We start from the raw sequence: 24,660 nt of genomic DNA, 5'->3' as shown, positions 1-24,660 counted from the left end.
AAGGAGCAATCATTGTGAAGTTCCGGACTCTATCCCTGCTTGCTAGCATGGTGCTGTTGGCCATCACCGCCTTGACTCAAAATTATCCGCAGAAACTTGCTACCGCTACTGTGCCCTTTGATTTTGTTGCCGGAGATGTCCAAATGGCCGCGGGCACGTACACCTTCCGTCAAATTAACCCCGAGGTCATTCAAATCCAGTCGAAGGACGGACACAACTCAGCCAAGCTTGCACCGTCCTCCCTGAAATGGCAAAAGGGTGAAAACGGAGGGAAAGTAGTGTTCAAGCGCTATGGGAAAGAATATTTCCTGTCGGAAATCTGGTCTTCCGATGACAAGCTGGGACGCGAGTTGCCAGTGACCAAACGCGAGCGCACCATGCTCGCCGGGAGGCCATCCGCCCAAGCGCAGAACGTTTCCCTGGTTGCCCGCTGAAGTAAGGCGAGCGCGCGAAGAAGTTAACCTCGACCGAAGAAGGCTCGCCACTTAAACTGGCGGGCTTTTCTTTGGCCAGGTCTACGTCCGGAATAAGCTGCCCTGGCCTTCCGAAGCGGCAGCACGTCTGCTCCTGCGGCCCAGAAAACGCCGCATCGGCGCATGGCTCGCAATGGTTACGCAGTTTCTACCAGAGTCTTTCGAAACATACAGTGCTTGGTCAGCCGCCTCGATGACCTGATCTACGGTTCGTGTACTGACATTTGCCTCGGCCACCCCGATGCTAATGGTCACGTTGGTGTCAATGCCCCCGCTTTTCGCGCGAATCATTCTGCGGGGAGTGCGAGAGGTGAGCTTGCGCCGATCACTACCGCGCCCTTGAGAGCGCCGCTCTCCCGTACGGACTCGGAAGACTGAAGCTTCTATCTCCTGACGCAACAAATCGAGGTGGGGGAAGGCTTCCTGGGCCGATTTTCCCCGAAACAACACTGCAAATTCCTCGCCGCCGACGCGGTAAGCCGCGCCCCCACCGGTGACGTTGGCCAGGCGTGATGCCACCATGCGGAGCACTTGATCGCCAGTGTCATGCCCGTAGCGGTCGTTAAAAGACTTGAAGTGGTCCACGTCAATTGCCGCCAGGGAGTAGATCTCTGACCGGCTACGTAGATGTTCGCGGAAGGCGCGCCGGCTAGGTAGACCCGTGAGTTCGTCGTGATACGCGAGGAAGTATGAGGTCTCGACAAGGGAAGCGCACAGAATCAGAGCGGCGACCGCCAGATAGGCTGTCGCAGTGATGCGGTTTCCACTCAACAGACCCAGCAGTATGGCCAGCAGACTCCAAAGGAATCCGCTCTCTACGGGCCTTCGATAGTGGACAAGACGTAAGGCAAAGATTGCAAATGCGATGGCAAATAGGATGTTCACAGGTGATAAAACGCTCCACCCAACATTCGTGGCTGCTGGTCCATAGGGGCGCCCCGTAACCCCCACGGCCACAAAATCTGCAACCAGAATGCCTAACCGTATAGGAATTGAGGCCAGCGTGAACCCGCGTTCTGGAAGAAACGAGAACACGACAAAATTCACTGGCAGCAGCACCGCAACCAAGGCCATGGTGACGCGAGCGGCAGCGAATGAGGAAAGCCCGGAAATGGGCTGCAGGGCGAGAGCCAGGACCAGCAGAAGACAGAACACTCGGGTGGAACTGAATCGCCAGGCGAGTAAGCATCCCACGATGATTGTGGCGTAACAAGCGAACTGAATTGCCGTCTCAAACCCTCGCCCCGGGGGCATGAACTGCATCAGCAGAACAGCGGCGAAGAGCAGCAAACCTCCGGGCAGCAAGTACGCAAACGTTCTCGCCCGTCGCAAATTCACAGAAAATTCACCAACTTGGAGCCTATGCGGCCTGCCCGGAGGGCACAATAACAACCGGGATACATGTGTTACTCGAAGTCGAGTTGCAGCCTTCGGAGAACAGTCCTTGACACGCAATCGCGGAGGCGTATGTTTGAGCGAATGCGAGGGTAAGAGGGATAGGGGCCATCCCTGTGATACCGCTCATCCTCCTACTTTGAAGCCGCTTGGGGGGCATCATGCAGAACTGCCGGTTACCCCGCCTCAGTTTGGCGATCACTCTGTTGCTTGTATTCGCGGTTAGCGCTGGTGCACAAACCCGTCCAGGTGGAAACGGCGGGCGCCCCACACCGGGTACAGGTAATACTGGGAACACTCCAACGATTACCCGTCCCAACAACCTACCCAGCATTACCACTCAACCCAGGTTGATGTTCCTTTCGGGAAAAGTAAGGTTGGAAGACGGCAGTCCGCTGACCGATCAGGCGATCATCGAGACTATCTGCCGCGGACAACGGCATGCGGTGGCCTACACCGATAGAAAGGGCAACTTCAGTTTTGAATTCGGGCAACGGCACTCCCCCATGGCGGAAGACATAGGCACTGGCGAGGCCAACATCTCCGGAGGCCCGACCGGACCGGTCTCCGGAAACCGTTCGGAAGTTGAGGGCCGGATGTGGCGCGAATGCGAATTGGAGGCAGTTCTGCCAGGATTTACATCGCAAGTGATTGAACTCGGTCGATTTGACGGCAGTGGAGCGACAGACGTGGGGACCATCGTGCTGCATCGGATGGGAGAGGCGCAGGGGCTTACCGTCAGCGCTACAACCGCTCAGGCACCCTCGGGTGCCCGCAAAGCCTTTGAAAAAGGACAAGAGGATGCGAAGAAGGCCAAGTGGGACGCGGCTGAGGAGAAGTTCCAGAAAGCAGTTCAGATTTACCCCAAGTTTGCTATCGCGTGGGTAGATCTAGGGCGTGTGCAGATGCAGAAGAAGGACAATAATGCTGCCCGGCAATCATTCGGACGTGCAGCCGAGGCAGATCCCAAACTGGTAAGTCCCTATCAGGAGCTGGCACGTATTGCGTTCGCGGAGAAAAACTGGCAAGAAGTAGTCACCCAAACCGACCACGTCCTCGCGCTTAACCCGGTGAGTTTCCCACAGGACTGGTTTCTTAACTCCGTCGGCAACTTCTACCTGGAGAAGCTTGACGCCGCCGAAAAAAGCGCCCGACAAGGCATTAAGACTGATGTGGAACGGAGAATACCCAAGATGGAATTCGTTTTGGGGGTAATTTTGGCGCAAAAGCACGACTACCCCGGGGCCCTGGAGCATCTACGAACCTATGTGCGTTTAGCACCAAATGCTCCCGATGTCGTAAATGCGAATAACCAGATCGCACAAATGGAGAAGATTACTGGAACCGCAACTGCCGCGCCCAAGTAGTCGTTACGCGGTGGTGGTGGGTTTCGCTTCTGCGTTGCCTGTACTTTTAAAATTATCAATTCCGAAGCCAAGCATCATCTGGAGCAATTGTCGCTTCAGACCTCTATAAGGACCGAGCTCGAGGTCTGGCATGTCAAGCGTTTATCGGACTTTCTTCCAACTATTTGGTTTCGGACGGATCGTGACCCCGTCTTTCTTTTTGATGCTGGTAATAGGCCTCAGCTCGGCAATCGCCGATGCACAAAACTGCCCCACCTGCGATGCGCCGCAGGAAAAAACTGTGGAATCAGCCTCCGGGCAGGAATGGATTTTTACCAAGAACGTGGACGAAGTCAGTGTTCTATTTACGGCGTCTAATAAAGGGAAGTTCGTCGATGACCTCACCTCGAACGACGTGGTCGTTCAAGATGACAAAAAGCCGCCCTCCGCAGTTATCGATTTTCATACGCAGCGCGATCTGCCATTAAGGGTTGGCCTGGTGGTGGACACCAGTGACTCCGTGCAGCCGCGTTTCAAATTTGAGCAAAATGCAGCGGGATCGTTCCTTGGGGAGATCGTCAAAGCGGGACGCGATCTCGGCTTTATCATGGGATTTTCAGAAAAACCAAATGTGGTGCAAGATTTCTCCGATGACACTCAGCTGCTCTCGCATGGGCTAGCCAAGCTGCATCGTGGTGGCGGAACGGCGTTATTTGATGCCGTCGCCGCGGCAGCGGAGAAACTGAAGAATCGACCCGAGCAGCAGATGGTGGCGCGCATAATAGTTGTGCTTTCCGATGGCGAGGACAATTCCAGTCACCTCAAGTTGGAAGATGCAATCCGTCTGGCCCAGCAGTCGGAGCTGATGGTCTACGCCATCAGCACCAACACGGTGGATTTGCGCCTGGAAGGCGACCAGAATTTACAAAAGCTGGCCGACGAGACCGGCGGCCGGGCACTCTTCCCTACTAAGACCAAAGAAGTGGCCAAAGCCTTTTCGCATATCGAGGACGAGTTGCGCAGCCGTTATGCGGTCTCTTATAGGCCGGCAGATTTCAAGGCTGATGGCCACTTTCGGCATATCAAAATCGTGGCCCGCCGGCTCGGCAAGAAGCTTAAAGTTCGTGCCCGCCGAGGCTACTATGCGCTTGGCCAGCTTGGCGCCGGAGCCACCGCACTGAATAGTTCTTTTGTGGATATTTCGAATAAGTAGTTGCGCTCGTACGCGAGGGCTCAAGTTAGTTTATCCTCTTGGGTTTCCCGGAGGATAAGTGGCCCTGCAACGCCTTTCCCTTTGTTTGTCCTTAGCTTTTTTCTTCTTCTTCTCATTTTCCCCGGTCGCCATCGCGCAGTCATTCAGTCCTGACCTGTATTCAGGAATGCGCTGGCGCATGATCGGTCCCTTTCGCGGCGGCCGGACCGTGGCGGCTAGCGGGGTGCCTGGCCAGCCGAACGCCTTTTACATTGGCGTCAACAATGGGGGCGTGTGGAAGACCAACGATTATGGTCGCACCTGGAAACCAATTTTTGATGGCCAGGCCACAGGATCGGTCGGAGCGCTGGCGGTGGCTCCGTCCAATCCGAGCATTATTTATGTTGGGAGTGGCGAGGGATTGCGACGGCCCGATCTCTCCACCGGAGATGGCATTTACAAATCTACCGATGGTGGCCAGACCTGGCAGCACCTGGGGTTGAGGGATGGCCAGCAGATTGGGGCGTTGATCGTTGACCCGCAGGACCCTAACCGAGTATTCGCTGGCGTCATGGGTCACCCCTATGGGCCGAATGCAGAGCGTGGGCTTTACCGCTCCACTGATGGCGGGCAGACCTGGCAGAAAATTCTCTACAAGGATGAGAACACGGGCGCTATTGACGTGCAGTTCGACCCAGTGAATCCGCAGACGGTTTATGCCTCACTCTGGGCCTCGCGCCGACCACCCTGGACAACAGGCAATGCGCTTCAGGCACCGGGCAGCGGGCTCTACAAGTCCAAAGATGGCGGCAACAACTGGCAGCAACTGACCCAGGGACTGCCAACCCAGGCAGAGGGCCTTGGGCGCATCGGGATCGGTATTGCTCCCAGTGACCCGAACCGCATTTACGCGTTGGTGGATGCCCCCATAATCGGCGGACTCTTTCGTTCGGATGATGGCGGGCAAAGCTGGCAGCGAATCAATGGCGAGGAGCGGATCTGGGGGCGCGGCTCCGATTTCGCCGGGGTGCGCGTTGATCCCAAGAACAAAGACGTGATCTATGTTGCGAATACCTCCACTTATCGCTCGAATGACGCGGGCGCCACCTTCACCGCAATTAAGGGAGCGCCAGGAGGAGATGATTACCACACCATCTGGATCAATCCGGAAAATCCGCAAATTATTTTGGTAGCCAGCGATCAGGGCGCGACCATCAGCGTGAACGGCGGTCAGACCTGGAGTTCCTGGTACAACCAGCCAACGGCACAGTTCTACCACGTGATTACAGATAACCGATTTCCCTATTGGGTCTATGGTGGCCAACAGGAGAGCGGTTCAGCAGGCATTGCCAGCCGCGGGGATGACGGCGAAATCACGTTCCGCGACTGGCATCCAGTAGGAACAGAGGAGTACGGGTATGTGGCCCCCGATCCCTTAGACCCCAATATTGTGTATGGCGGCAAGGCCAGCCGTTACAACCAGACCACCCACCAAAGTCAGGATATTTCTCCTGTGGTGCTGCGCACCGCGAAGTACCGCTTCAACCGGACCGCGCCGCTGATCTTCTCTCCCGTTGATCCGCACGTTCTTTATCTTGGTTCCAACGTGTTGTTCAAGACCACCAATGGCGGACAAAGCTGGGACATCATCAGTCCAGATTTAACTCGCGAGGATCCAGGTGTGGCGCCGAACTTGGGGGTGTTCGCCTCCGCCAAGGAGGCCAAGGAACAACATCGCGGCGTGATTTATGCTGTGGGGCCGTCCTTCAGAGACGTAAACCTGATTTGGATAGGCACAGACGATGGCCTGATTCACTTGACGCGGGACGGTGGAAAGAGTTGGCAGAACGTCACCCCGCCGGAGCTCACGCCGTGGAGCAAGGTCGCGCAGATCGAGGCCTCGCACTTCGATACTGAGACGGCCTATGCTGCGATCAATCGCTTCCGGTTAGATGACCTGCATGCCTATATTTATCGCACGCACGATGGCGGCAAGAGCTGGCAAAGGATTACCAACGGGCTTCCTGACAACGCCGCCGTTAACACTGTGCGTGAAGACCCGCAGCGCCAGGGATTGCTGTTTGCTGGTACTGAGAACACCGTCTATGTCTCGTTCGATGATGGCGAGCACTGGCAGTCGCTACAGCGGAATCTGCCTGCGACATCGATTCGCGATCTGGTGGTTCATGGCGACGATGTCGTGGTGGGAACACACGGCCGGTCGTTCTGGATTCTGGACGACATTACGCCGCTTCGACAACTGGATTCGCATATCGCAGAATCGACTGCTTATCTTTTCCGTCCGCAGTTGAGTTATCGAGTACGCCGCAGCACCAATACCGATACTCCGCTTCCTCCCGAAGAACCGGCGGGTCAGAACCCGCCAGATGGTGTGATCATCTATTACTTCCTGAAATCTGCCGCCTCTGGATCGGAGACGCTGGAGATTCTTGATCGCTCCGGCAAACTGGTGCGGCGATTCTCAAGTACCGACCGGCCGGAAGCGATCAATGAGAAGGAGCTGACGGCGCCTATGTATTGGGTGCGCCAGCCGCGAACCCTGGCGAGCGATGCCGGGATGCACCGCTGGGTGTGGGACCTGCATTACCCCTCGCCGCAAGCGCTGAGCCACGAGTATCCGATCTCTGCCGTGTACGGCGATACTCCTCGCGACCCGCTGGGAGCGCGCGCCTTGCCGGGCGAGTACACAGTAAAGCTGACGGTCGCAGGACAGACCTACACGCAGCCGCTCACCGTCAAGATGGACCCGCGGGTAAATACATCCGAAGCTGGCTTAGTACGGCAGTTCGAGCTTGAAACTCAAATTGTGGCTGCCATGAACGGGGAGTATCACGCCCTTCAGGAGGTACGCGATCTACGCGCGCAACTTAAGAGACTGCAAGGACAAACCAACAACCCACGATTGGCCAGCGCCATTGCGGCACTGGACACAAAGCTTTCGCCGCTTGACGGCAACCCCACCGCATATGGCGGCGCAGGAGGAGAAGGGTTGACCGGCTTGAACGGGCAACTCAGCTACTTGCTCGGAGTTGTGGACAGCGCCGATGCTCCACCGACTACTCAGGCGGCTGCTACGTTTAAAGAATTACAGCAAAAAGCCGCGGAGTTTGAAATGCATTGGGCAGCGTTCAAGAACCAGGATGTGCCTGCGCTAAACAAGCAGTTGCGAACTGGTCGATTGCCAGAGATTAAGGTTGAAGCAGCCGATCACGAGCGCACGTCTAAATAATATTCTCCGAGACGTCGTGCAGCCACCTCGCTTGCGAACTACCATGCAATCAAACTGACATTGTCCAGCCAGACATCGTAGTTGTGTTGTGCGTAGTCTCCGTCCATCTGGAAGGCTACGTTCACCTCGAATACGTTCATCGGCTTAGGCTTGAAATACATGTTGATCGGGTGAGCAACGCCATCGAAAGTCATGCTCACAAAGTGTGCCCGCTGGTCGCTGGTTCGCTCAAATTCCCAGGTTAGGTGGTGCCAGGTGTTAGCGCTGGGCACAGGGCAAGGTACCCCGGTGTGTATCCATTTTTTGCCGGCAGTGTCCCAAACGTCCCACTGATGACCGCGGCCCTTGTAGTCGCACTGGGTGCCGAAAATATATTTCAGGTTATCGGTTGATTGATTGACGTCGAATTCTAACGCTTGGGATGCACCAGGGTCCCTCACATAAAAGTAGAGGTCATAGAGGAAGTGGTGGAGATTGTTGTTGCCGCCCAATTGTTTGTCCCAAATGGCGGCGGAATAGGGAGTATGTCCGCCGAGCCAGAAATGGGCAGAGTTGCCATCCATGCTGGGCGAGGAGACCCCTTCGGTCATGGAGTAGAGCGCCACCGGGCCCCGGGCATTGATACCCGCACATACGGTGCAACTATCCCAGCCACCAATCTCCTCGATGTGCGTGAAGCGCGAGGCATTGGGAGGACCCAAGGTTGCAGGATCTGACGACGAAGATTTCACGTTGACCTGCACTGTGCTTTGGTAGGAACGTTGGGAGCTGTCCCATGCTTCCCCAGTGATGTTGTGCTTCCCAACGGGCAGTGTGATCTGAGTATCTATTTGGCTGGTGGCGGATTCATACACGGATTTTCCGTCCGCTAAAATTTTGATTCCCGCCACAGGCGTCGCGGACCGTGCCGACATCACCACACGAAGCGGAGACCCGACGGTTGCGCCATTGGCAGGTTGGCTGATGGTAACGCTGCTGGTGAGCGGGGCGGCGGCCTGCACCTTGGCTGGCTGGTATCCACCACCGCCGCAAGAACTCAGTAACACGGGCAGGACGACAGTGGTCACCGCAAGAGCAGAGAAATATCCTTTTCGCATCGCGCGAAGCTTAACTCCTGTTCATTTTTTGGAATGTGTCACAAAGGTAGAGCAGCATCTACTCTGCCTCAATCAGGAGTTCACCTTACGATGGAGTTACTGGGAGGGATGGCCCGCGCCTTAGTCCTACTTGCCAGCTAGCTAGCAGTCCGGCAGTTCGAGTTGATCGGCATGCGACTTGTTGGATTGGTGCTCTTTAGTCAGCACCAGCTCCAGCCATTTGGCCTGTTTCTCTGCGCGTGCGGAATCGGCGATTTCGGGAGGGTGGCTGATAGAGAACTCCTGGCCGCAGTGGTCGCAACGAACCGTGCCCATGCTGGTAAATCCCGGAGCCTGCGCCCGCTCCTGGCCTTTCCTAATTGCCACTCCGGTCATTGGTATTCGGTGGGTGGTTGTCCCTGTCCCATTTTACTGTGGAGGTCAGGAATTCTCTGCACGAGTTCAGCTCGGCGGTTCTTTTCGAAGGTACCCTGAGCACTCGACAACCGGGAGGCGAGGATACTTGGGAAAACTCTGATCGCGGAATGAGAGCTGGCACTGGTAAAACTTCGACGAGCGCGGAGTTTCGATCACCCGCGCGTTCTCGCAATCCAGGCACAAACCTAGGCGACGTCTTTCATCTTCACGATCCATGGCAATAAAACCGACCGCGCACGAGTAGCTGATGCTCCAGTAACGCAGGATTGAGTGCTGCTGGATGCAGCTCTCGCCGGCGCACGGCAGCACGGAGCGTAGACCCTGCATCTCTTTAACCTAAGGTGATTGCGCCGCGTCCAGGCGGCATTTGATTTCCGACTCTACCAGAGAGACTATACATGCCATCAAAAACGGTTCTCATAGTTGACGATAACGAAATCATCCTAAAAACTCTAACCGCGATTTTTGAAGGGGCAGGGTTTAGCGTCCTTGGCGCGCCCAATGCTCGCTCCGCTTTCGGCCTTTTCCGAGACAAAGCGGTAGATCTAGTGCTGTTGGACTTTGCTCTTCCGGATGACGGGGAATGGGTGGGACCGGAGATGAAACGCATGAAGTCAGGTGTGCCGATCGCTGTCTTTTCGGGCGATCCTGCGGCGGCGAAAGCTCTGAGCTTTGCGGATGCCCTCATCGCCAAACCCGAGAGTCCAGAGATACTGCTTGCGACTGTCCGAAAACTGATGGACACGTCGGAGAGGCAGGCGGCATAGAACCACCCAAACTGCTACGGGATCTTACAAGTTTCGAGGTGTGAGGCGTTCCTTCACTACGCCGCCTGGCGGCGGCCGTTCTTCAGGAAGATCACTTTTTGGCTCGGTGCAACCGCCTTAATCTGGCGTACCAAGGCTTGCCCGCGGTCCTTCTCGCGACGGATGTCCACAAATACCACGTCGTACTGATCCGGTGCCCAGAGCGAGACCGCTTCGTCCTGATTTTTTGCCCACCGAACCTGGTATCCAGCGCCAGACAGCTCTTCGCGCACGATCTTTCCGATGGTCGGATTATCCGCGACGAGTAGAACCGTCTGCAGGGCAAGTTCCTGAGTTTCCACGTTGGCAAACCGTCCAAATGCTTCTAATTTCAAGGATTCTAACTAATTGATGCCCAGACTCAAAGCATAGATTCAGACCTAGACGGAGGTCGTGCCGAATATCCCCTGAAGCCACTCAGCTCCGATAATGGTTTCCGCTTGTCTACCCGGACAGGGATGTAGAAATCCAGAGGGCAGTTCCTATATAGCTGAAAATTATGGGTTTGCGAGTTAGATTGCGGCCGAATAATATTGTACCGGACCGGTGCTATATTGTATTATCATAATCGTACCGATTCAGTACTGTATGTTTGTAGCCGTTTCAGCGGTGACGTTCCGAAAGAACAGGAGCCGGCGATGATCCGACTGGGTAAGTTAACCGACTACGGACTGGTCTTGATGACCTACATGGCGAGCAACAAGCCACGCGAGCTGCATACTGCGCGCGACCTGGCTTCCGACTCGCAGTTGCCCTTGCCCACGGTTAGCAAAGTCTTGAAGCAGCTCCTGCAAGCGCGCTTGCTGGTTTCGCATCGTGGCACCAAGGGGGGGTATACCTTGGCTCGTGGCCCCGAGGAAATCTCAGTTTCGGAAATCATTGGCGCCCTCGAAGGCCCAATTGCTTTAACCGAGTGCAGCACCGAGGTGACCGGGCTTTGCGAGTTGGAACCTTCCTGCCCAATCAAAAGCAATCAGCGCATCATCAGCCACGCGGTTAGAGGCGCCCTCGAGAAAGTAATGCTCGCCGATTTAGCGCAGCCGCTGCAATTGGTGGGAATCAAAGATGGCGAGGGCAAAGTCATACCCGTCGGTCTTATATCTGGGAGAACGCAATGAGCACTAATGTAAATATCGAGGACCTGGCGAATCGCGAGTACAAGTGGGGATTCGTCACCGACATTGAAGAAGAGCGGATCCCAAGGGGTCTGAACGAGGACATCGTCCGCGTGATTTCGGCCAAGAAGCAGGAGCCGGAATTCATGCTGGAGTGGCGGCTGAAGGCATATCGCCATTGGGCTTCGCTGCAGAAGTCGGAAGCCGAGCCTAAGTGGGCGAACATTAAGTATCCGCCAATCGACTACCAGAACATCTACTACTACTCCGCGCCCAAGAAGAAGGCTGGGCAGAAGAGCATGGAGGAAGTCGATCCGGAGATCCTGCGCACGTACGAAAAGCTGGGCATTCCGCTACAGGAACGGGCAATGCTGGCAGGAGTGGCTGTGGACGCGGTATTTGACAGCGTATCCGTGGCTACCACTTTTAAAGAAAAGTTGGCGGAGAAGGGAATTATCTTCTGTTCGTTCTCCGAAGCGGTACAGAACCACCCTGAGCTGGTGCAGAAATATCTCGGCACGGTAGTTCCTTACAGTGACAACTTTTTCGCAGCGCTGAACGCAGCCGTGTTCAGCGATGGGTCGTTCGTGTACGTCCCTAAAGGCGTGCGCTGTCCGATGGAGCTTTCGACATACTTCCGCATCAACGCGGCGGAGACCGGACAGTTCGAGCGCACTCTAATCATTGCAGACGAAGGCGCGTCCGTCAGCTATCTGGAGGGCTGTACCGCGCCCATTCGCGACGAGAACCAGTTGCACGCTGCCGTGGTCGAACTGATCGCGCTCGATAACGCTCAGATCAAGTACTCCACGGTGCAGAACTGGTATCCGGGCGACAAGGAAGGCAAGGGCGGGATCTATAACTTCGTCACCAAGCGCGGAAAGTGCGCTGGGGTGAACTCCAAGATTTCCTGGACACAGGTGGAGACCGGCTCGGCCATCACCTGGAAATATCCGAGCTGCATTCTGCAGGGCGACAACTCAGTTGGCGAGTTCTACTCGGTCGCTCTGACCAACAATTATCAGCAGGCGGACACCGGCACCAAGATGATCCACCTTGGTAAGAACACCAAGAGCACGATTGTCTCGAAAGGCATTTCTGCCGGGCACGGCCAGAATACCTATCGCGGCCAGGTAAAGATCCTGAAGAACGCGGTGGGCGCGCGTAACTACACGCAATGCGATTCGCTGCTGATCGGCGATAAGTGCGGCGCGCACACCTTCCCGTACATCGAGGTAAAAAATGCCACGGCTCACATGGAGCACGAGGCGTCGACTTCGAAAATCGGCGAAGACCAGCTCTTCTACCTCCGCCAGCGCGGACTTAAGGCTGAAGACGCCGTTTCCATGATCGTGAACGGCTTCTGCAAACAGGTATTCCGCGAGCTGCCGATGGAGTTTGCAGTAGAGGCCCAGAAGCTGCTGGGCGTCAGCTTGGAAGGCAGCGTCGGATAACTAATGCCGCCTCGGCGGAAAAAGAACAGCCGGTGAGGACGCCGGCGTACACAAGCCGACAAGATTTCGGCGCTACGAAAAGGAAAAATCACGAATGAGTCTTCTCGAAATCAAGAATTTGCACGTGGCGGTGGACAACCACGAGATCCTCAAGGGCCTTGACCTGAAGGTGAATCCGGGCGAGGTGCATTCCATCATGGGGCCGAACGGCTCGGGCAAGAGCACGCTCGCGCAAGTGTTGGCTCGCCGCGAAACTTACAACGTCACCAAGGGCGAGGTCCTGTTCAACGGCAAGGACCTGCTGGCTATGAAGCCGGAAGAGGCGGCTTGTGAAGGCATATTCCTGGCTTTTCAGTATCCGGTGGAGATTCCCGGCATTGGCAATGCGTATTTCCTGCGTGCAGCTTTGAACGCGCAGCGTAAGGCACGTGGCGAAGACGAGCTGGATGCCATGGATTTCCTGCCAATGTTCAAGGAGAAACTAAAGCTGCTGGAAATGGATGAGCGGCTGCTTAATCGTTCGGTGAACGAGGGTTTCTCCGGCGGCGAGAAGAAGCGCAATGAGATTCTCCAAATGGCGGTGCTGCAGCCGAAGCTTGGCATCCTCGATGAGACCGACTCCGGGCTCGACATCGATGCCCTGAAGATTGTGGCAAAAGGTGTGAATGCCATGCGAGGGCCTGACCGGTCCTTTGTTGTGGTGACGCACTATCAGCGGCTGCTCGATTACATCAAGCCGGATGTGGTGCACGTTCTGGTGGACGGCCGCATCGTGAAATCTGGCGGACCAGAGCTGGCGCTGGAACTCGAAAAACAGGGCTATGTGGGGATCGAAGGCGAAACCCGCACCGCCAGATCGGCGTAAGGATCAGGAACTAATGTCAAATGTGATCACTACAACTCCGCAGCTGGCCAGTTATCTGGATGCCTTCAGCGCGTTCAACAAGCGCGCTCCTGGACACACGCAGCCCTGGCTTCGATCCTTGCGTGAAGACGCCTTTTCTCGCTTTGCCGAGGTTGGTTTCCCCACTACGCACGACGAAGACTGGCGCTTCACCAGTGTGGCTGCGATTGCCAACACGGCGTTCCAGCTTCCGGCAGCCGGCAAAGCCAAAGTGTCTGCCCATGAACTTGAGCCGTATCGATTCACCGCGTCAGCGTGTCAGCTGGTATTCGTTAATGGGCGATATGCGCCGGAACTCTCGGTTCTTGGTGTCCTACCTAAAGGCGTGAAGGTGGGTAGCCTGGCGGAGCAGATTACAAATAACGCCAGTGCAATTGAACCTCACCTGGGTCGTTACCTCAATACGCAACGCGATGCCTTCTGCGCCTTGAACACTGCGTTCATCGAGGATGGCGCCTACTTACACATCGCGCGCGGTGCGGTGCTGGAAAATCCGATTTATCTTCTGTTTGTCTCCGTAGGCAGCGACACGCCGCTCATGACGCACCCGCGCAATCTAATCATCGCGGAAGAGAACAGCCAGGCAGCCATTATTGAAGATTACATTTCGCTGGGCAGCGGGGAGCCGGCATTTTCCAACACTGCTACTGAGCTGGTCGCGGGCGACGACAGCGTCGTTTCGCATTACATGCTGGAGCGCGAGCACGCGCAGGCGTTCAACATTTCGACTTTGCGCATTCAGCAGGGACGCAGCACCAGCGTCGCTTCGCATTCCGTTCTGTTGGGTGGAAGGCTGGTGCGTAACAACGTCCATCCTGTGCTCGCGGGCGAAGGCGCCGACTGCCTGATCAATGGCCTGTTCATCGGCAACGGCCGGCAGCACATGGACAATTACATGCTGGTGGAGCATGCCAGCCCGCACTGCGGCAGCCGCCAGTTTTACAACGGTATTTTGGACGGGCACTCTCGCGGCGTTTTTCATGGCCGCATCATTGTCCATAAAGACGCTCAGAAGACCGACGCGAAGCAAACCAATCGCAACCTGCTGCTCTCTGACAACGCGCAGATTGATACCAAGCCGCAGCTGGAGATCTATGCCGATGACGTGAAGTGCACCCACGGCGCGACCATCGGTCAGATCGAGGAAAACGCACTGTTCTATTTGCGCTCACGCGGCATGGATGAGGGTTCCGCGCGACGCCTGCTGCTCTATGCGTTTGCCAGCGAGTGCCTGGATCGCATGAAGCCGGAGGCGCTCCGCGCGCATCTGGAACAATTGATAACCGGTTGGCTCTTCGGGGAGGGTGGTTTCGCGAGCGAAATCACAGCGGCGCACGCTTTAGAGGCTGCTTCCGGTCAACCTACGCAAAGAAAGCCGGGAAATTGGGAGGAGGTCGGATGAGCATCGCTGCCAACACGGTTACCCGAGAGATGCACCCGTTCAGTGTTGCTCTTGCGCCTTACGACGTGGAGAAGGTACGCCGTGACTTTCCGATTCTGCAGCAGAAGATCCACGGCAAGCCGCTGGTCTATCTGGACAATGCCGCAACCACACAAAAGCCGCAGTCGGTGATAGACGCAATTTCGGCCTACTACCAGGAAGATAATTCCAACGTGCATCGTGGCGTGCACACGCTCTCCGAGCGGGCCACCGAACAATATGAGCGTGCACGGGCTCTGGTGCAGCATTTCATCAATGCTGCCGATCCGAGCGAAATCATTTTTGTGCGCGGAACGACCGAGGCCATCAATTTGGTTGCACAGAGCTACGGCCGCAAGAACGTCGGCCGCGGTGACGAAGTCGTAATTACCGCCCTCGAGCACCACTCTGACATCGTTCCCTGGCAAATGCTTTGCGAAGAGAAGGGCGCGCGGCTGCGGGTGGTGCCCATCAACGAACGTGGCGAGCTGCGGCTCGACGAATACGAGAAGATGCTCGGCCCGAAGACGAAGATCGTCGCTGTGGGCCATATCTCGAATGCTCTGGGCACGCTGAATCCCATACGGAAGATGGTCGAGCTTGCGCACCGCTGGAACATTCCGGTGCTGGTTGACGGAGCGCAGGCGGCGCCGCGGATTAAAGTGGATGTACGCGAGCTGGATTGTGATTTCTACGCCTTCTCATCCCACAAGCTGTATGGCCCCACCGGAATGGGCGTGCTTTATGGCAAGGCGGCTCTGCTGAATGCTATGCCTCCCTATCAAGGCGGCGGAGACATGATCAGCTCCGTAACCTTTGAGAAGACGACTTACAACAAGCTGCCACACAAATTCGAAGCGGGAACCCCGCACGTGGCTGGCGCAGTTGGACTCGGAGCGGCGATCGAGTACGTCAATCATTTGGGCATCGAGAACATCGCCGCCTACGAGCATGAGCTGTTGAAGTACGCTACTGAAGCGGTTTCCGCCGTGCCCGGCGTGCGCCTGATTGGGACCGCGCGGGAGAAGGCGGGCGTGCTCTCATTTGTGTTCGAGAACATCCACCCGCACGACATTGGTACTATCCTGGATCAGGAAGGCATCGCCATTCGGACGGGCCACCACTGCGCCCAGCCGGTAATGCAAATCTTTGGCGTGCCGGCAACGGCACGTGCATCTTTCGGTTTATACAACACTCGCGCCGACGTGGACGCGCTGGTCGCAGGCTTGCACAAGGTGCGGGAGGTCTTTGGCTGATGGCTGACCTGCGCGATCTCTACCAGGAAGTGATCCTGGAGCACAGCAAGCAGCCGCGAAACTTCCGCGAGCTGACCGGCGCAGAGCGCAAGGCCGAAGGCTACAACCCGCTCTGCGGCGATCATTTCACGGTTTATCTGAACATGGATGGCGATGCCATTCGCGACATCGCGTTCCAGGGCTCCGGGTGTGCAATCTCCAAAGCTTCGGCCTCCATGATGACCCAAAGCTTGAAGGGCAAGACTCGGGCGGAAGCGGACAAAATCTTTCATCGCTTTCATGATCTGGTGACCGGCCAAACTCATCCCAATGGCGACCAGCCGGAGCTGGGCAAGTTGGCGGTATTCTCCGGCGTTCACGAATTTCCGGCGCGAGTGAAATGCGCCACCCTGGCCTGGCATACCCTGAATGCTGCCTTGGAAGGCACGCAGGAGCCAGTTTCAACGGAGTAAAGTTATGGATCCGAATAAGCTCATTCGCTTGACCAGAGGGTGCGAAGTCACCGCCATCCCCAGCGGAACGCGCAGCCTGTTGCCGGCCGGCACCGAAGTGCGCATCATGCAGTCACTCGGCGGCAGCTACAGCGTGTGGTCGAACTACGGCGAAATGTTTCGGGTGGATGCGAAGGATGCCGACGCTTTAGGAGTCACTCCCGCCGTCAAAGATCAGGCGCCGCAAACATCGGCACAGCCCCAGGAATTCAGCGAAGCCAAAATCTGGGAACAGCTCAAAACGGTTTACGATCCCGAGATTCCGGTTAACATCGTTGACCTTGGCCTGATTTACGCTTGCGACATCAATTCTCTCGAAGATGGATCGAAGAAGCTGGATGTCAAAATGACCATGACGGCCCCAGGCTGCGGCATGGGCAACGTTCTTAAGGCTGATGTAGAAAGCAAGCTGTCTCACCTGCCTGGCGTAAAAGAAGTGCAGGTAGAGGTAGTTTTCGATCCGCCATGGACGCCGGTTCGTATGTCCGAAGCTGCCCGGCTGCAGCTTGGCATTGATGTGGATTACGGCTCCTCGGATTCGTCAACTACGGCTTACAAGTAATATCTCCTCAAATCCGTTTTTTTCTGCTTGCTGCCCGTATTTCGGGCCTTCACAAAACGTTATTTACGCGTCCAAACCAGAAGGGGTAAACTCCCGCGTTGGCTTTTGCATGAGCGCGCCAGTATGCTGCGCGTAAAAAAGCCAAGTCGAGGACCTATGCTCTCCCGATTCGACGAGTGGGTGCTGAAGAAAGTTCATGACGCGGCGGGCAATCCGCCGCTACGGCTGGCCCTGGCAAACGGCCCCGAAGTTCGTCCCCAGGGGCGCGCGCTGGGCAGCATAGTTTTTCAAGATCGGTGGGTTGTGGCGAGACTGGTGGTTGACCCTGATATTGGCTTCGGCGAAGCGTATGCAGAAAACAAACTGCGCGTCGAGGGCGACCTGGTGGCCATTCTGACAGCCGCCGACAAAAGTATCCTGGAGCGCGGAAAACGCAACTGGTTTCCCAGTCCAGCAGATTTGTGGCTGCGGCTTACACAGCAGAACACGCGGCGCGGTTCTCGCCATAACATCCATAGGCATTACGATATCGGAAACGATTTCTACAAACTGTGGCTGGACGAGCAACTCGTGTACACGTGTGCTTACTTTCCTAGCCCGGAAAGCGGGCTGGAGGAAGCGCAACTGGCCAAGATGGACCACGTATGCCGCAAAGTTCGATTGCAGCCGGGTGAGAGGGTGGTAGAGGCAGGTTGCGGCTGGGGAGCGCTGGCGCTGCACATGGCCCGCTACTACGGCGTGAAGGTGAAGGCCTTTAACATTTCGCGCGAGCAGATCGCCTACGCACGCTGGCGCGCCGCAAAGGAGGGTCTCGATGATCGCGTGGAGTTCATCCAGGATGACTATCGAAACATCTCGGGAGGCTTTGATGTTTTTATGTCAGTGGGCATGCTCGAACATGTAGGAAAATCGCATTATTCCGCATTCGGCAAGACCATCCAGCGCGCCATTGGCGATCGCGGACGCGGTTTGCTGCACTTTATTGGGCGCAACCAGCCCAGGCCGCTCAACGCCTGGATCCGCAAGCGAATCTTTCCTGGCGGCTACACGCCCTCTCTCCGGGAAGTAATACAGATTCTGGAGTCCCCAAATTTTTCCGTGCTTGACGTAGAGAACCTGAGAATGCACTACGCGCACACGCTGGAACACTGGTTGGAGCGCTTTGAAAATTCCGTGGACGAGGTGAGAGCGCGATTCGACGAGCGTTTCGTGCGTATGTGGCGGCTTTATTTGGCGGGCTCTGCGGCAGCCTTCCGGGCAGGTTCGATGCAATTGTTTCAGGTGGTATTTGCGGGATCAAAGTGCGCGGCATTGCCGTGGACGCGGGCCTACCTTTATGAGCCGCAAGTCGAAGAAGATCAGTCTTCAATGCCCGCGTTCGGATAAGACACATGAATTCCTGCGACGTTCTGGTTGTGGGCGGCGGACCGGCGGGATCCTCCTGCGCCTGGAAGCTGCGAGCGACTGGCCTGGACGTCCTAATTCTCGACAAGCAAACGTTTCCTCGCGACAAAGTCTGCGGCGGATGGATCACGCCTCAGGTGTTGGATGAGCTGCAAATTGATCCCTCCGATTACGGCCCTGGCCGCACCTTCCAACCCATTCACGGTTTTCGCACCAGCCGAATCGGCGATCCAGAGATTGAAAGCGATTACGGCCGGGTTGTCAGTTACGGGATTCGGCGTTTCGAGTTCGACGAATATCTGTTGAGGCGCTCCGGAGCCCGCGTGATTGAAGGTGTGCCTTTCGAGCGCCTGGAGCGCAACGGCGACGGCTGGGTGGTGAACGGCAACATCCGGGCGCATCTGGTGATTGGCGCCGGCGGGCACTTCTGCCCGGTCGCACGTTTTATGGGAGCCCGGATGGGCCGGGAAGAAATTGTGGCGGCGCAGGAAGCCGAATTCGAGATGAATGTGCAGCAGCAGGAAAAGTGCTCGATCCGGCCGGAGATGCCAGAACTTTATTTTTGTGCAGACATGCGCGGCTACGGATGGTGTTTCCGCAAGGGAAACATTCTCAACGTGGGATTCGGCAGGCTCGATCGCCACAGTCTTTCGAAGCAGGTGGCTGAGTTCCTGGAGTTCTTGAAGCGGACGGGCAAGGTTGCCTTCGACCTACCTAGCAATATTCTTGGTCATGCTTACCTTCTTTATTCCAAAACCACCCGCACGCTGGTGGATGACGGGCTGATGCTGATCGGCGATGCTGCTGGATTGGCATATTCGCAGAGCGGCGAGGGGATCCGGCCGGCCATAGAGTCGGGTCTGCTGGCCGCGCAGGTGATTGCCGATTGTGCCAGAGACTACAACCGGGCTGGACTGGAAAATTACAGCAAACTGCTGGCGGACCGCTTCGGTAGCACGCGGGGAGATTGGGCTACGAATCTCGGCCGCAAGCTATCACCCCGCCTGGTCAGCGGCATCGCACGCCAGTTGCTTCGAACGGAATGGTTCCCGCGTCGAGTTGTGCTGGACCGCTGGTTCCTGCACGCGAATGAATCGGCACTTCGTACTCCTGCACTCCAGCCGAAGGCGAGACAAGCGTTGGCGGGTTAGCCCGCCGGGAATAAAAAACTGGAGCTACGAAACCCGCCTGCTAGTCTCTTAATTCCACTATGGGTGAGTCGCCGCTGCAGAAGGTGGCTACGCGCTTGATTTCACCGTTGGCGGCGGGAAGGGTGACCACTCGTCCGAAGCAATAGACGGCATGCCCATTCTCCGCCATGTACCATTTACCTTTGGTCGGCGGCTTGTGGCGGGCGGTGGAGAGGGCTAAGGCTTGCGGCTTGGGTGAGGGTCGGGTGATCGTGGCCGAACTGAGGCCCACGAGCAGGACTGCAATCAGAGCTACTTTCATTTTTCCCCTGGGAGGCGGGGTAGAACTTATACCGCGCTACACTGTCCAGAGGCAATTCCTCTGCCATCGCAATTGAAGGGAAAATCAGCAACTTGCCGCCACCGTGGGTGGCGGGCGCAGAAATTTCTTGCCATTGATGGCAAAGTTGTTGCACAGAGCCGGATGATTGAATCATGTTGACCGGCAGAGACATCGGTTAAGAGAACGCGAATCCAAATTCTGCAAGATCTGTGAGGTCTGAACCCAAGGTGATTATTGCGAACCGGGTGTTGAAGGCTTTCCTAGGATCTCTTTTTGCTGTTTTGTTGGTACTCCCGGCACCGGTCGCCGGGGAGAAGCCTGTCCCCGATCGCAGCGACGTCTCCGGCTCGCTGCCCCAGGATACCGGCACCGCCGGCTTAAAACAGATGCTGGTGCGGCTACGGACGACCGCCCGGATGATGCACACCATTGCTCACCCTGACGATGAAGATGGCGGCATGCTGACCCTGGAATCGCGCGGAAAAGGGGTAAGTATCCTGCAACTCACGCTCAACCGTGGCGAGGGCGGCCAGAACAAGACCGGGAGCAATCTTTTCGACGAACTGGGCCTGCTTCGCACCCTGGAACTGCTTGAGGCTGACAAATACTACGGCATTGAGCAGCGCTTCTCCCGGGTGGTGGATTTCGGCTTCTCCAAGACTCCGGACGAAACTTTCCAAAAGTGGGGCGGGCACGATGTAGCCCTGGGCGACATGGTCCGGCTGATACGCACTTTTCATTCCGATGTGCTGGTCTCGCGTTTCCAGGGCACCTCGCGAGACGGCCACGGAAACCACCAGGCCGCGGCCATTCTGACCAAAGAAGCTTTCCGCGCGGCGGCCGATCCTAGCCGTTTCCCTGAGCAGATTAAGGAAGGACTGCTGCCCTGGCAGGTGAAGAAGCTCTACACCGACCATGTTTTTGAGGGTGAGCCATACGACCTGAAGCTGAACACGGGCCAAGCGGATGCCGCACTGGGAACCTCGTACGTGGAATTCGCCTTAAAAGGCCTGAATCATCAGCTCTCGCAAGGAGCGGGAAATTGGAAGGTCGATGCCGGGGACCGCTTCGACTACTACAAATTGGTGGATTCGGTGTTGCCGCGGACCGCTGCCGCAGACGGGCACGAGCAGGATTTTTTTGACGGGATCAACACCACGTTGCCCGGGCTGGCGGAGCGATTGGGGGCCGAACAGTCCACGCTACCGCAATTGCGACCCGCGCTGTTGAAAATCGAAGAAAAAATAAAGCAGGCGGCGCACGACGCCGACAAAGATCCACAAAAGGCAGCCGGTCCTTTGCTGGAGGCATTGCAAGTGCTGAACGGAATGATTTTTCAGGCCGAGAAATCCGATCTCAGCCCTGCCGCAAAATTTGACCTGCTCACCCGCCTCCAGGAAAAGCAACAGCAGTGTGAGACTGCCGCCAACCTGGCCATGAATGTTTCATTCAAGGCGACGGTCACTCATCCCACGGGCGCTTCCAACGAACCGGCAAGCTCCCGAAATGCGCACACTACAGTTTCGCCCGGTGGCAGTGTGTTGGTGGTTGCAAGATTTCATAATGGCTCAAAGGAACTGCTGCAGATTGAGGAGGTAGGTCTCGATGCCCCCGAAGGCTGGATCACGGGTTCTTACAAAGGCCGCGACACGTTGCTGCATCCGGGTGAGGATTACTACGCCAACTACCGGCTGAAAATTCCGGAGAATGCCGAGTACACGCGGCCCTACTTTCAGCGATCTTCGCCGGAGCAGGCTGTTTATGACATCACTAATCAGCGGGATCTGACGTTGCCATTCCCGCCGCCTCCTGTCCATGCGCATGCCAGCTACTCCATTGTGCCCAGGCGCGGTGGATTGAACTTTTCAATCTTCAATAGCGCGCCGCATGACGTGGGAGGCGCGAAGGGCGGTCCTGGGAGCCGGATCTCGACCGCGGTGACTGCACCGTATGTGGACGATAAGAACGTTGAGCATCGGCCCACTCTGGCAATCACACCAAGATTTTCGGTACTTGTGGAATCCGGGACGTTGGTTGTTCCGGCGGGTGCAAATGCCAGTGGGCACGTACTGGTTGATATACGCAGCAACGTTTCCGGGCCGGCTAAAGGCACATTGCGCCTGGAAGTGCCGGAAGGCTGGCGCGCCGATCCCGCCGAAATGCCGGTCGAATTTGCACAGCGCGGTCAAGAACGTAAGCTCGACTTCACTTTGTGGCCGGCGACTTCGGGCGAAATCCGGAAGGATGTAAGCGCTGTGTTCGAATCGGACGGGCACGAATACCGCGAAGGCTACACCGTGGTCACGCGCGAAGACCTCGACACTTTTTACTATTACCAACAGGCTCTACAACACGTCAGTGTAGTGGACGTGAAGCGGCCGGAAGGGCTGAAAATCGGCTACATCATGGGGGCAGGCGATGATATTCCTACAGTGCTGCGGCAACTCGGCATGGACGTCACTTTGATTTCCCCGCAGGAGCTCGCCAGCAGTGACCTGAATCACTACGGAACGATCGTCACGGGAATTCGCGCCTATGATACTCGAGATGATGTGCGCGCCAACAACCGTCGCTTGCTGGACTTTGTTTCGAATGGCGGCACTTTGATTGTGCAGTACAACACCGGAACGAACGATTTTAATTCCGGGAAATACACCCCGTTTTCGGCGCATGAGAGCCGGGATCGTGTGAGCGTGGAGGAAGCCCCGGTGGACATTCTGGCGCCGCAAGACAGCGTATTCCGTTACCCCAACCAGATTGCCGCTCGGGATTTTAACGGCTGGGTGCAGGAGCGCGGACTCTACTTCATGGACCAGTGGGACAGTAAATTCCAGCCGCTGCTGTCCTCGCATGATCCCGGCGAGTCGGCCATGCGCGGGGGCCTACTCCGAGCGGAGTATGGCAAGGGCACCTACATCTACAACGGATACGCGTTTTTCCGGCAACTTCCTGCAGGAGTACCGGGAGCAGTTCGTCTGTACGTGAATCTGCTGAGCGCAGGACATGAACGTTAAGAGTGCCGCCGTCCCGCCGGACCGAGCGTGGGCGGGACGGCCACGAGACAGCCGGCGGGATGCCGGCGCCACATGAATCGGGCCTCTGATATCAGACCCGCCGAATCCGTCCCATCTCCTGAGCTGATCCGCGGCATTGGTCTGGGCAGCGCGACCGCCCTGAGCATGATTGACATGATCGGGGTGGGCCCGTTTATCACCATTCCGTTAATGGTGGCTGCAGCGGGCGGCCCCCAGGCCATGCTGGGCTGGATCTTCGGCGCCTTCTTCGCCATTTGCGATGGGCTGGTGTGGGCAGAACTGGGAGCTGCAATGCCCGGCTCCGGAGGCTCTTACCGATACCTAAGTGAAATTTACGGGCCGAAGCGGCTGGGACGTCTGCTCTCGTTTCTTTTCATCTGGCAGCTCTCGTTCAGCGCGCCGCTTTCAATTGCTTCAGGATGCATCGGATTTGCGAGGTATGCCGGCTACATCTGGCCGATTCTGGAGACCCCGCAGTTTGCCCGCGGGTTTCATCTCACCTTGCCTGTAGTGGGAACCATTGAGGCGAACTCACCCGTAACTGCCATGCCTTTTGTCGCGGTGTTGGTTTGTCTATTGGCAGTGCTGCTGCTGTACCGGCGGATCACCAGCATCGGAAAGCTTTCCAAATTGCTCTGGGTCGGAGTGATGGGCACGATGCTGTGGATTATCGTCGCCGGCCTCAGCCATTTCAACGCGGCACGAGCGTTCAGCTTTCCGCCGGGCGCGTTTACTCTGTCGCACGAGTTCTTCATCGGCATGGGTTCGGCAATGCTGATCGCAACCTATGATTACTGGGGCTACTACAACGTTTGTTTCCTGGGAGGAGAGATAAAGGACCCCGGCAAGACAATTCCACGCGCGTTGCTGCTATCCATCGTGTTGGTTGCTGGTCTATATATCGTCATGAACATCAGCATTCTCGGAGTGCTGCCCTGGCAGGAGCTGGCGCAGGCTGGCCGCACCGACACGCGCTTTTACGTGGTTTCAATGTTCATGCAGAGAATTTACGGCAGCTGGGCGGGATATCTGGTAGCAGGGTTGATTATGTGGACGGCATTCGCTTCGGTCTTCTCGCTCCTTCTGGGCTACTCGCGCGTGCCTTATGCGGCGGCCCTGGATGGAAATTATTTTCGCGTGTTCGCGAGAGTGCATCCCGAGGGCCGTTTTCCTTATGTCTCATTGCTGGCTTTGGGTATAGTTGCGGCGGCATTTTGTTTTCTCAGATTGGCCGATGTCATTGCTGCCCTGGTGGTGATCCGCATTATGATCCAATTTTTGGTACAGGCCATTGGCGTGATCGTTTTGCGGGTACGCCGGCCAGATATGCCACGCCCGTTCCGGATGTGGTTCTATCCCTTACCGGCTTTGATTGCCGCATCGGGATTTCTTTTCATCCTGATCTCAAGGAAAGACTTTCTGCGCGAGATCCGTTATGCCACGATCATCATTGTGGTCGGGGTCGCTATTTACCTGCTTCGATCGTGGCGCCGGCGCGAATGGCCCTTCGGGGAAGCTATTACCGAATTTGCGGAAACAGCGCGCGGCAATCAAGCCTGAAGCGGTGTGA

General features: G+C 56.6%; 21 protein-coding genes. 16 read left to right on the top strand and 5 right to left on the bottom strand.

What is annotated here, in order from left to right; translation table 11 throughout:
- The first annotated feature begins 14 nt into the window (after positions 1–14).
- Positions 15–434 carry a hypothetical protein gene (locus VFA76_10620; protein ID HZR32290.1) on the top strand — a complete coding sequence of 140 codons (420 nt, stop codon included), beginning with the start codon at positions 15–17 and terminating at the stop codon, positions 432–434.
- Positions 435–515: 81 nt separating this feature from the next.
- Here VFA76_10620 and VFA76_10615 read toward each other — a convergent pair whose 3' ends face one another.
- Entirely contained in the window at positions 516–1,763 is a 1,248-nt protein-coding gene (locus VFA76_10615) for a GGDEF domain-containing protein (GenBank protein HZR32289.1), read from the bottom strand.
- 266 nt (positions 1,764–2,029) lie between these two features.
- On the opposite strand from VFA76_10615, the gene VFA76_10610 reads away from it, so the two are divergent.
- From VFA76_10610 to VFA76_10600, 3 genes are all read left to right on the top strand, one after another.
- The gene (locus tag VFA76_10610) at positions 2,030–3,235 is read left to right on the top strand and encodes a tetratricopeptide repeat protein (GenBank protein ID HZR32288.1); all 1,206 of its coding nucleotides are present in this window, start codon (positions 2,030–2,032) and stop codon (positions 3,233–3,235) included.
- A gap of 130 nt (positions 3,236–3,365) precedes the next feature.
- The gene (locus VFA76_10605; protein HZR32287.1) at positions 3,366–4,427 is read left to right on the top strand and encodes a VWA domain-containing protein; all 1,062 of its coding nucleotides are present in this window, start codon (positions 3,366–3,368) and stop codon (positions 4,425–4,427) included.
- 58 nt (positions 4,428–4,485) lie between these two features.
- Positions 4,486–7,656 (top strand): glycoside hydrolase, encoded by a 3,171-nt coding sequence (locus tag VFA76_10600; GenBank protein HZR32286.1) that lies wholly within the window; start codon positions 4,486–4,488, stop codon positions 7,654–7,656.
- Positions 7,657–7,694: 38 nt separating this feature from the next.
- Here the strand turns inward: VFA76_10600 and VFA76_10595 are convergent, their stop codons facing one another.
- Together VFA76_10595 and VFA76_10590 are read right to left on the bottom strand one after the other, a co-directional pair.
- A complete protein-coding gene (locus VFA76_10595) occupies positions 7,695–8,753 on the bottom strand; it encodes an Ig-like domain-containing protein (protein ID HZR32285.1) in 1,059 nt (352 codons plus the stop codon).
- Between the two features lie 141 nt (positions 8,754–8,894).
- Positions 8,895–9,119: a hypothetical protein gene (locus VFA76_10590; GenBank protein ID HZR32284.1), complete on the bottom strand. Its 225-nt coding sequence runs from the start codon at positions 9,117–9,119 to the stop codon at positions 8,895–8,897.
- 449 nt (positions 9,120–9,568) lie between these two features.
- Between VFA76_10590 and VFA76_10585 the strand changes: the two genes are divergently transcribed.
- Entirely contained in the window at positions 9,569–9,937 is a 369-nt protein-coding gene (locus VFA76_10585; protein HZR32283.1) for a response regulator, read from the top strand.
- Positions 9,938–9,993: 56 nt separating this feature from the next.
- Here the strand turns inward: VFA76_10585 and VFA76_10580 are convergent, their stop codons facing one another.
- A complete protein-coding gene (locus VFA76_10580) occupies positions 9,994–10,311 on the bottom strand; it encodes a response regulator (GenBank protein ID HZR32282.1) in 318 nt (105 codons plus the stop codon).
- 303 nt (positions 10,312–10,614) lie between these two features.
- Between VFA76_10580 and VFA76_10575 the strand changes: the two genes are divergently transcribed.
- The 9 genes from VFA76_10575 to VFA76_10535 all read left to right on the top strand — a co-directional run bounded on the left by VFA76_10575 (position 10,615) and on the right by VFA76_10535 (position 19,733).
- Entirely contained in the window at positions 10,615–11,094 is a 480-nt protein-coding gene (locus tag VFA76_10575) for an SUF system Fe-S cluster assembly regulator (GenBank protein ID HZR32281.1), read from the top strand.
- On the top strand, positions 11,091–12,545 hold the full coding sequence (gene sufB, locus VFA76_10570) for a Fe-S cluster assembly protein SufB (protein HZR32280.1): 1,455 nt from the start codon (positions 11,091–11,093) through the stop codon (positions 12,543–12,545). Before VFA76_10575 ends, sufB begins: the two co-directional genes overlap by 4 nt.
- A gap of 94 nt (positions 12,546–12,639) precedes the next feature.
- Complete coding sequence (sufC, locus tag VFA76_10565) at positions 12,640–13,410, top strand: Fe-S cluster assembly ATPase SufC (protein HZR32279.1); 771 nt, start codon at positions 12,640–12,642, stop codon at positions 13,408–13,410.
- A gap of 13 nt (positions 13,411–13,423) precedes the next feature.
- Positions 13,424–14,851, top strand: a complete 1,428-nt coding sequence (sufD, locus tag VFA76_10560; GenBank protein ID HZR32278.1) for a Fe-S cluster assembly protein SufD — start codon at positions 13,424–13,426, stop codon at positions 14,849–14,851.
- A gap of 29 nt (positions 14,852–14,880) precedes the next feature.
- Positions 14,881–16,125: a cysteine desulfurase gene (locus VFA76_10555; protein ID HZR32277.1), complete on the top strand. Its 1,245-nt coding sequence runs from the start codon at positions 14,881–14,883 to the stop codon at positions 16,123–16,125.
- Positions 16,125–16,577, top strand: coding sequence for an SUF system NifU family Fe-S cluster assembly protein (locus VFA76_10550; GenBank protein ID HZR32276.1), 453 nt, complete (start codon positions 16,125–16,127; stop codon positions 16,575–16,577). Before VFA76_10555 ends, VFA76_10550 begins: the two co-directional genes overlap by 1 nt.
- A gap of 4 nt (positions 16,578–16,581) precedes the next feature.
- Positions 16,582–17,178: a putative Fe-S cluster assembly protein SufT gene (gene sufT / locus VFA76_10545; GenBank protein ID HZR32275.1), complete on the top strand. Its 597-nt coding sequence runs from the start codon at positions 16,582–16,584 to the stop codon at positions 17,176–17,178.
- 156 nt (positions 17,179–17,334) lie between these two features.
- Positions 17,335–18,564, top strand: coding sequence for a cyclopropane-fatty-acyl-phospholipid synthase family protein (locus VFA76_10540; protein HZR32274.1), 1,230 nt, complete (start codon positions 17,335–17,337; stop codon positions 18,562–18,564).
- Positions 18,565–18,569: 5 nt separating this feature from the next.
- Positions 18,570–19,733 (top strand): NAD(P)/FAD-dependent oxidoreductase, encoded by a 1,164-nt coding sequence (locus VFA76_10535; protein ID HZR32273.1) that lies wholly within the window; start codon positions 18,570–18,572, stop codon positions 19,731–19,733.
- Positions 19,734–19,773: 40 nt separating this feature from the next.
- Here the strand turns inward: VFA76_10535 and VFA76_10530 are convergent, their stop codons facing one another.
- Positions 19,774–20,034, bottom strand: coding sequence for a hypothetical protein (locus tag VFA76_10530; GenBank protein HZR32272.1), 261 nt, complete (start codon positions 20,032–20,034; stop codon positions 19,774–19,776).
- Positions 20,035–20,264: 230 nt separating this feature from the next.
- On the opposite strand from VFA76_10530, the gene VFA76_10525 reads away from it, so the two are divergent.
- Both VFA76_10525 and VFA76_10520 read left to right on the top strand, forming a co-directional pair.
- Complete coding sequence (locus VFA76_10525) at positions 20,265–23,069, top strand: PIG-L family deacetylase (protein ID HZR32271.1); 2,805 nt, start codon at positions 20,265–20,267, stop codon at positions 23,067–23,069.
- Between the two features lie 72 nt (positions 23,070–23,141).
- Complete coding sequence (locus VFA76_10520) at positions 23,142–24,650, top strand: APC family permease (GenBank protein ID HZR32270.1); 1,509 nt, start codon at positions 23,142–23,144, stop codon at positions 24,648–24,650.
- Positions 24,651–24,660: the final 10 nt, after the last annotated feature.

It is taken from the genome of Terriglobales bacterium (genome assembly GCA_035651655.1).
Lineage (GTDB): Bacteria > Acidobacteriota > Terriglobia > Terriglobales > Acidobacteriaceae > DASRFG01.
This window is presented reverse-complemented; position numbering and strand designations above follow the sequence as displayed.

What these genes read in the sequence shown, in the direction of transcription:
- VFA76_10610 (HZR32288.1), top strand. Translation starts at nt 2,030, where the DNA reads ATGCAGAACTGCCGGTTACCCCGCCTCAGTTTGGCGATCACTCTGTTG.
- VFA76_10605 (HZR32287.1), top strand. Translation starts at nt 3,366, where the DNA reads ATGTCAAGCGTTTATCGGACTTTCTTCCAACTATTTGGTTTCGGACGG.
- VFA76_10595 (HZR32285.1), bottom strand. Translation starts at nt 8,753, where the DNA reads ATGCGAAAAGGATATTTCTCTGCTCTTGCGGTGACCACTGTCGTCCTG.
- VFA76_10585 (HZR32283.1), top strand. Translation starts at nt 9,569, where the DNA reads ATGCCATCAAAAACGGTTCTCATAGTTGACGATAACGAAATCATCCTA.
- VFA76_10575 (HZR32281.1), top strand. Translation starts at nt 10,615, where the DNA reads ATGATCCGACTGGGTAAGTTAACCGACTACGGACTGGTCTTGATGACC.
- sufB (HZR32280.1), top strand. Translation starts at nt 11,091, where the DNA reads ATGAGCACTAATGTAAATATCGAGGACCTGGCGAATCGCGAGTACAAG.
- sufC (HZR32279.1), top strand. Translation starts at nt 12,640, where the DNA reads ATGAGTCTTCTCGAAATCAAGAATTTGCACGTGGCGGTGGACAACCAC.
- sufD (HZR32278.1), top strand. Translation starts at nt 13,424, where the DNA reads ATGTCAAATGTGATCACTACAACTCCGCAGCTGGCCAGTTATCTGGAT.
- VFA76_10555 (HZR32277.1), top strand. Translation starts at nt 14,881, where the DNA reads ATGCACCCGTTCAGTGTTGCTCTTGCGCCTTACGACGTGGAGAAGGTA.
- VFA76_10550 (HZR32276.1), top strand. Translation starts at nt 16,125, where the DNA reads ATGGCTGACCTGCGCGATCTCTACCAGGAAGTGATCCTGGAGCACAGC.
- sufT (HZR32275.1), top strand. Translation starts at nt 16,582, where the DNA reads ATGGATCCGAATAAGCTCATTCGCTTGACCAGAGGGTGCGAAGTCACC.
- VFA76_10540 (HZR32274.1), top strand. Translation starts at nt 17,335, where the DNA reads ATGCTCTCCCGATTCGACGAGTGGGTGCTGAAGAAAGTTCATGACGCG.
- VFA76_10535 (HZR32273.1), top strand. Translation starts at nt 18,570, where the DNA reads ATGAATTCCTGCGACGTTCTGGTTGTGGGCGGCGGACCGGCGGGATCC.
- VFA76_10530 (HZR32272.1), bottom strand. Translation starts at nt 20,034, where the DNA reads ATGAAAGTAGCTCTGATTGCAGTCCTGCTCGTGGGCCTCAGTTCGGCC.
- VFA76_10520 (HZR32270.1), top strand. Translation starts at nt 23,142, where the DNA reads ATGAATCGGGCCTCTGATATCAGACCCGCCGAATCCGTCCCATCTCCT.